The following is an 8,214-nucleotide window of genomic DNA, read 5'->3' as shown; positions in this document are numbered from 1 at the left end:
CTGGATGGGACCGCAAAAGGTGGGATCGCCATAGCCATCCATCATAACTTGGATATTCCGGTTAAGTATATCGGAATCGGGGAACAGATGAGTGATATCCAGAACTTTGATGCATCAAGCTATGTGGGAGCCCTTTTTGAAGTCAGCAACAATTAAAGCGTTTCGCCAAGCCGCACAAAAACCTCTGCGTCCCCGCGCCTTTGCGAGAGGAAAACTTGGTTTAAGGGTATAGAGGTATAAGGGGGTATAGGGGAGGTTTGGAAAGTGAAGAGCTATACAAAAACCTCTGTGTCCCCGCGCCTTTGCGAGAGGGAATCTGGGTTTGAGGATATAAAGGTATAAGGGGGTATAGGGGAGGTTGGGAAAGTGAAGAGCTATACAAAAACCTCTGCGTCTCTGTGCCTTTGCGAGAACTATAAAATAACTTATGACTAAATTCAAAAAAAAAGTCCGAATCATCAGCCTGGGATGTGTCAAGAACACGGTAGATAGTGAGATCATTGCCGGAGGTCTGGAAGCAGCTGGAATTGAGTTGGTTGATGAAGCTGAAGCAGCCAATACCATTCTCATAAATACCTGTGGGTTCATCGGTGATGCCAAAGAAGAGTCGGTGGAAGTGATTCTGGATGCGGCCCAACTAAAGACCGAAGGGCAACTTGAAGAACTCCTTGTAGCAGGTTGTCTATCAGCAAGATACAAGGATGAGCTCACCAAAGAAATACCTGAGGTTGACCAATTCTTTGTGACTGAGGATTTCCGGAACATATTTGATCATATCGCTGCAAAACCGCATTTGGCAGATGATCCAGACCACCGTCGAAAACTGATGACTCCCCGGCATTATGCCTACTTGAAGATCAGTGAGGGCTGTGATAATGTCTGCAGTTTCTGTGCAATTCCTCTTATGCGGGGTGGACAGCGAAGCCGCAGTATCGATTCACTGATCGCGGAAGCAAATTCCTTGGTTGCTCGAGGCGTAAAAGAGCTGATCGTTATTGCCCAGGATAGCACGACTTATGGCTGGGATCTCAGCCCAAAACGGTATCTTCACGAGTTGTTGTCAGAACTGGATCAAGTGACTGGCCTGGAGTGGATAAGATTGCACTATACCCACCCTTCCCATTTTTCCAGGAAGCTTATTCCAGTCCTGAAAAATGCCAAAAAGATCGTACCCTACCTGGATATCCCGATCCAACATGCTGCTTCCAACATGTTGACAGCCATGAAACGGGGTCTTGATGCAGATGGTCTGCGCCGCCTGCTGTTGGATCTACGAAAAGAAATTCCCAATTTGAGATTACGAACTTCTGTGATCGTGGGATTTCCCGGTGAGACAGAAGCTGATTTTGAGGAACTACTGGATTTTCTGGAAGAGATCGAATTTGATCGGCTGGGCGTTTTCACCTACTCGGAGGAGGAGGATACCAGCGCTGCACAACTTGAGGATGATGTTCCACATGAGGTTAAAGTCGATCGGATGGATGCTGTCATGGATCTGCAGCATGGCATTTCATTTTCAAAGAATCAGAAATTGGTCGGAAAAGAAATAGAGGTCATCATTGATGCACCAGATCCTGAAAATGAGGACCAGATGCTGGGTCGAACCATCTGGGATGCACCAGACATTGATCAGATCGTGTATGTCGAAAGCAAGTTTGAGTTGGGCAGTATCGTTAAGTTGAAAATCATAGATGCCGGGCCGTATGAGTTGTATGGAACCGTGGAATCAGAATCGTCTGAATAGCTATTAAGCAAGGCGGGAAACAAATTCTGCACTAAATTATGATTGCAATATACGTATTATATACGATATATTGATACGTATACTTGCAGGAGGTTTCATGCTAAAAAAACTAACGCTTAGTATAAGTGAGACTACCATTTTGGGAGCCAAGCGCTATGCAAAAGCGCATCAGACCAGTCTTTCCAGCCTGGTAGAGATATATTTCAATTATCTCAATCAGAACAAGGTCTCAGATGGTGAGCAAATGAGTCCAATTGTGAAAGAATTATCAGGGATCATGGAGCTTGATCAGGATTTCAATTTAAAAGATGATTATGCGAATTATCTACTAGAGAAGTATTTGAAATGAAAAAGGTCTTTATCGATTCTGATGTAATTCTGGATGTCCTGACCCAACGCGAACCATTTTATTTTGATTCTTCCCAGATCATCAGCATGTGTGAGGATAAGCGCTTGGAAGGATTTTCCACAGCTCTGGTATTCGCAAATATCTATTATTTGATCAGGAAGCTACGCTCCAAAGAAATCGCCCGAACCAGTCTCAGGAAATTGCAAATCATTCTAAGTGTATTGCCGTTAAATGGTGAACATGTGGAGCGTGCGTTAAATTCTAAATTCACTGATTTTGAGGATGCCCTGCAAAATTATGCATCGGAATCTCATGGTATCGAGGTGATCATAACCAGGAATGTGACTGACTATAAACATAGCGGTCTATCTGTGTTAACCCCTCATGCATTTTTGAAGATATATCAACTTTCAGATTGAGTGATGGGAAATTAAAAGTACTATCTCATCACAATATTCCACACTACAGGAACCCCCTATGAATAAAGAAAAACCACCTGTTATCTACCTTATTGATGGCTCCGCACTGGTCTATCGGTCTCATTTCGCCTTTATCCGTCAACCACTGATCAACACCCAGGGTCAGCTGGTCAGTGCCATATTTGGCTTCATGAATGCATTACTCCGTCTGATGATCCGCGAAAAACCGGAGTATCTGGCTGTGGTTATGGATACCAAAGAGAAAACCTTTCGGCACAAACAGTTTCCCGCTTACAAAGCTACCCGAGAAAAGATGCCGGATGAGCTGGCAGCGCAACTGCCGGTCATTGATGATATTGTCAATAAACTCAATATTCCCTATCTGAAACAACCTGGGTTTGAAGCAGATGATATCATAGGAACCATGGCTAAGAAAGCTGGGGAAGCAGGTTTTGAGGTTAGGATACTGACTGGTGATAAGGATTTTGCCCAGTTAGTTACTAGCAACGTCCAGGTTGTTAACCCAAAAGATAATGTGGTCTGGACCCCGGAATTTGTTAAGGAAAAGTGGGGCGTACCTCCAGAACTGATCATTGATCTACTTGGTCTCATGGGCGATGCCTCCGACAATGTGCCTGGTGTTCCCGGCGTAGGACCGAAAACTGCCGTAAAGCTGATCCTGGAACATGGCAGCATGCTGGAACTGTACGAAAAACTTGAAAACGTGAAAAACCCCAAACTGAAACTGAAACTTGAAGAAAATCGTGATCTCGCTTTACTTTCGCGGGAATTGGTGACCATTAAAACCAACATGGATTCGGTACCTGCAGCTGATCAGATTCGTATCGAAGCCCCTGATATTGATGCAGTACGCCGCATATTCCAGGAATTTGAACTGTTCAGGTTGATGAAGCCACTGGATGAGGTTCGAGCGCTCTATAGTGCTGGTGGTGAAACTATCGGACCTGTCCCAAATAGAAATTACACGGTAGTGAAACATATTCCTGAGCTGATTGAGTTGGTAGAAACACTGGGTAAACAGGGCATGGTGGCTTTTGATCTGGAAACTACAGGACTGGATGTGCTGACCACAGAGATTGTTGGTTTATCCTTTTCCTGGGAAGCAAATCAGGGTGTTTATGTGGCGGTCAAGTACCCCAATCCACCTGAGGGTTGTTTTACCAGGGATGATATTGGAACCATATTGCGGGAGTTAAAACCCTTCTGGGATTCTGATGCAATAGGGAAGACAGGCCATAACCTCAAATTCGATCTTGCAGTCCTGCAAAGCCACGGGATACCAGTGAAGGGTGTCAAGTTTGATTCACAGATCGCAGCCTATCTGGTCAATCCAGGAGGGCGTGGTTATGGTTTGAATGATCTCAGCGTCCAATACCTGGGTCTTGAGCCGATCCACATTGAAGCCCTGATCGGGAAGGGTAAGGATCAGATCACCATGGATTTTGTAAGTTTGGATGTGATCAGCGAATACGCAGCTGAAGATGCTGATATTGCCTTCCAGCTCTACGAGATCCTGTCTGCAAAGATCAAAACTGATGGGCTGACCGACGTACTCAATGATATTGATCTACCCCTGATGCCGGTTTTGATGCAAATGGAGCGAGAGGGCACTTTTGTCGATGCGGAAATGCTTGGTGTGATGTCAACCAGTCTGGGACTGGAACTGGAGCGCCTGGAAAAAGCAATTTACAAAGAGGCTGGAGAAGAATTCAATGTCGCCTCACCCAGGCAGGTGGCCGAGATCCTATTTGAGAAGCAGGGGATCAAGCCCATCCGCAAGACCAAAACAGGTTACTCCACCGATGTGAATGTCCTGCAGATTCTGGCCAAGGAACACGCTATCCCGCGTTATATGTTGGACTATCGTCAGGTTGCCAAGTTGAAATCAACCTACACAGATTCTTTGCCCCTGCTGATCCACGAGAAGACGGGTCGGATCCACTCAAGTTTTAATCAAACCATTGCTGCCACGGGGCGTTTGAGCTCCACCAATCCCAACTTCCAAAATATTCCGGTGCGAACTGAGTTGGGCAGAGATATCCGTAAGGCATTCCGCCCACAATCACCGGACTGGAAGATCCTCGCTGCAGATTATTCACAGATCGAGTTGAGGTTGATGGCTCACTATTCCCAGGATGAACGTTTGATCCAAGCCTTCAAGAACGGGGAGGATATTCATACTGCTACTGCAGCTCACGTCTTTGGGACTGATCTGTTTGGCGTATCCGAGGACCAAAGGCGGCGAGCCAAGGTGGTCAATTTCGGCATCATGTACGGAGCGGGACCATTCAGAATGTCCAACGAACTTGAGATCACAATGTCAGAGGCCGCGCAATTGATCAGCGAATATTTCGCAACCTATCCTGGTATTCGAAATTATATCGATGAAACCCTGGAATTCGCCAGGGAGCATAAATATGTTCAGACTCTTTTCGGCAGGAAAAGACCCATTCCTGACATTGATGCCTCCAACCGGATGAGTAGGGAAGGGGCCGAGCGGGTGGCCACCAACATGCCCATCCAGGGCACTGCTGCAGACATCATCAAGATCGCAATGATCCAGGTTTATGATCACATGCAGGGTGCTGCATTAAAGAGTAAAATGATCCTGCAAGTGCATGATGAATTGGTCTTTGAAGGCCCTGAGACAGAGCTGGAGCAATTGTCCACACTGGTGAAGGATACCATGGAGCAGGCAGTTAAACTGGATATTCCCCTGACTGTTGACATTGGCATTGGCGACAACTGGCTGGAAGCGCATTAAAGGCGGAACACCGAGAAAAAACCCACTAAAGATAGTTTATAAATATTCATTATTAACTTGCTCGGATTATATTTGATCCTATAGTAGTTGAAATAATGAAAACTGGTGACCTGGCTTTTTTGAAGGTCGTCGCGATAGATAGTTTTTCGATTGCATCGTCGGTTGATGGAGGATTATTCATGAAGAGGTTTATTGTTACCATTCTGGCTCTGAGCATAACGGTACAGCTTGGATATGCCCAGCAAAAATTGGGGCAAACCGGAGCTCAGTTCCTTAGTATTGCATCTGATGCCTGGGGTGGAGGTATGGCTGAGGCAATGACCATTATTGAGATGAAAAGTGCTTCTCTGTTGTTCAATCCGGCCGGGATGGCCAGGCTGGATGCATCTGTTGATATTATGGCCAGTCAAAATCAGTGGATTGCCGATATCACCCATAATCTATTTACGGCTGCCATTAGTCCGGCTGATGGTAAATACGGAACTTTCGGTGCCTCGCTGATGTCAGTGGACTATGGCAGTATTCAAGGAACCATGGTCTGGGACAACGATAAGGGCTATATCGACACAGAAATTCTGAAACCCACTGCTTTTGCTGCAGGTCTGGGTTACGCCAAAGCTTTGAGCGATAAATTCTCAGTGGGCGGGCAAATTAAATATATCGGTTTGAATTACACCCGAAGTGTCTTTCCTGATGATGATGGGAATGCCGATACGGTTAAGAGTCACATTGCCTATGCCAGCGCATTTGACTTTGGAACCATTTTCAAAACTGGGTGGCATAGTCTGGCTTTCGGCATGTCCATGCGCAATTTTTCGGATCAGATCAAGATCGAAAAAGAGAGTTTTCAATTGCCCCTGACTTTTTCACTGGGGATTGGCATGGATGTGTTCGATCTCTTCAGAGACCAGATGGGAAATCAGAAACTGCAGATCGCCATTGATGCTTTGCACTATCGTTCACATCCGGAGCAGATTAAGATCGGGTTTGAATACAAGCCAGTGAATATGCTGGCTCTCCGAACTGGTTTTTACACCAGCGAAGACGAAAATGGTGATACTTTTGATGAGAATGATCTGACCTTCGGAATTGGAATTCAGCAATTCGGGTTGGTCTTTGATTATGCTTACACACCAAAAGGTGTCTGGAACGAAGTACACCGTGTTTCGGCACGGTTTTCTTTCTGAGAATTGGGGAGATCAAGCTAAATGACGCTATCAAAATCACTGTTGAGAGTAATTATACTGTTGAGTTGTCTGGCCTTTGGTTTTGCCGGACAAAAGGGCAAGATCGCCGGAAATATTTCAGATTCCAAAACAGGTGAAGGCCTGATTGGGGTCAATATCATTGTGGATGAGTTGGGAATCGGTGCCACTACGAATTTGGATGGTCACTATTTTATCCTGAACATTGCTCCCGGGATTTACACCGTTCGTTATCTGATGATCGGCTACACACCGATCATTGTCGAGGGGGTTGAGATAGCCATGGACCAAACCACTCATCTGGATCATAAGATGAGTCAGGAGGTTCTTGGGCTGGATGAAGTCAGGGTTGTGGCCACGCGTCCAGTTGTGGTGAAGGATCTTTCCGCCAGTCAGTTATATGTAAAAGAGAAGGCCATCAAAGAACTCCCCGTTGCTAATATCAGCAGCGTTGTGGGTTTACAGGCAGGAGTGGAAGGGGTTTCGATTCGGGGTGGCTCCAGTGCTCAGACAGCTTTTATTGTGGATGGATTTCAATTAAATGATGGCCGTTCCAATTTGCCCACCTTGTCACTCTCTTTGAGTTCGGTCAAAGAGATTCAGGTGCAATCCGGTGGTTTTAACGCCGAATATGGAAATATTCGATCCGGAATCGTTAATGTGGTCACTGCGGAAGGGAATAAGGATCGTTATACTGGTTCGCTGACTTATTATCACACACCTGCCGCTCCCAAGCATTTTGGTATTTCCCCTTACGACAAAGACTCTTATTACCTGCGTCCCTATTTAGATGATGCCGTGGCCTGGACGGGTACCCAGGGTGAATCATACGAAGATCTGAATTCGAACAGGGAATGGGATCCGGGCGAACCTTTCGATGATTACAATAAGGATGGTGATTGGACCGGTTGGGATGATTATACGAAACAGCAATATGCCACTTTTGAAGGTTGGAACGCCTATTCGCTCACCACACTTCAGGATGAGGATCCCAGTAATGATCTGTCTCCCAGTGGAGCTCAACGTGAGTTCATCTGGAAACACCGTCGCACCGGTTTTATTAATGATCCAGATTACACCCTTGATTTTGGCCTGGGAGGTCCGGTTCCCGGTCTGTCAAGCCTGGGTGAACCGCGCTTTTATCTCAGTCATCAGAGTGGCAAAAGTAATTTTGTAGTGCCCCTGTCCCGGGATGCTTATCTCTCAAATACGACCCGTCTGAAGTTCAATGCAGATGTGTCAAAAAACATAAAACTGACCATGACCATGCAGTATTCTGAAGATAAATCGGTCAGTCCTTACAGTTGGACCACCACGCCCACCGGCAGTGTCTTAAGTTCGATCTACAGTGTGGCTGGTCTGGTAAAGGGAGGCAGTAATATATTGTTCATGCCAGGTTACTATAGCCCGGCAGACATCTATCGGACAAATTTTGGTCTCAAGTTGAATCATATGCTTGATGAACATAGTTATTACGAAGTGATGTACCAGTATCTGCGCAGTAAATACTGGACCTTTGAAACCGACGCTCGGGATCCTCAATTAATTGAGATCTATGATGGCGTGTGGCGTGATGAGGCACCCTATGGTTATGATGGTGGCGAATGGATGAATTTGGGACGCGATAGCAGTCTGATCCAGACTCACTCGCTCAAAGCAGATTACACGCGACAGGTGAACACCAGGAATCAGTTGAAAACCGGCATACGGAT

General features: G+C 45.9%; 7 protein-coding genes. All 7 read left to right on the top strand.

The features are described 5' to 3' along the window. Window positions 1–156 (top strand): signal recognition particle-docking protein FtsY (locus U9Q77_12785; protein ID MEA3288234.1); only part of this gene is annotated, 156 nt, incomplete at its 5' end. A gap of 271 nt (window positions 157–427) precedes the next feature. Beyond that, on the top strand, window positions 428–1,744 hold the full coding sequence (gene rimO, locus U9Q77_12780) for a 30S ribosomal protein S12 methylthiotransferase RimO (GenBank protein MEA3288233.1): 1,317 nt from the start codon (window positions 428–430) through the stop codon (window positions 1,742–1,744). A gap of 97 nt (window positions 1,745–1,841) precedes the next feature. After that, window positions 1,842–2,093: a DUF6364 family protein gene (locus tag U9Q77_12775; protein ID MEA3288232.1), complete on the top strand. Its 252-nt coding sequence runs from the start codon at window positions 1,842–1,844 to the stop codon at window positions 2,091–2,093. Continuing rightward, window positions 2,090–2,512, top strand: coding sequence for a PIN domain-containing protein (locus U9Q77_12770; GenBank protein ID MEA3288231.1), 423 nt, complete (start codon window positions 2,090–2,092; stop codon window positions 2,510–2,512). The genes U9Q77_12775 and U9Q77_12770 overlap by 4 nt, the downstream gene beginning before the upstream one ends. A 58-nt stretch (window positions 2,513–2,570) precedes the next feature. Continuing rightward, window positions 2,571–5,297: a DNA polymerase I gene (gene polA / locus U9Q77_12765; GenBank protein ID MEA3288230.1), complete on the top strand. Its 2,727-nt coding sequence runs from the start codon at window positions 2,571–2,573 to the stop codon at window positions 5,295–5,297. Window positions 5,298–5,476: 179 nt separating this feature from the next. Beyond that, the gene (locus U9Q77_12760; GenBank protein MEA3288229.1) at window positions 5,477–6,484 is read left to right on the top strand and encodes a PorV/PorQ family protein; all 1,008 of its coding nucleotides are present in this window, start codon (window positions 5,477–5,479) and stop codon (window positions 6,482–6,484) included. Between the two features lie 21 nt (window positions 6,485–6,505). Then, on the top strand, window positions 6,506–8,214 hold a 1,709-nt coding region (locus U9Q77_12755), incomplete at its 3' end, for a TonB-dependent receptor (protein ID MEA3288228.1).

The organism is Candidatus Neomarinimicrobiota bacterium (assembly GCA_034716895.1).
Taxonomy (GTDB): domain Bacteria; phylum Fidelibacterota; class UBA8477; order UBA8477; family JABMPR01; genus JABMPR01.
Note: the sequence above shows the minus strand (reverse complement) of the source record. Positions and strands in the feature narration are given on the sequence as shown.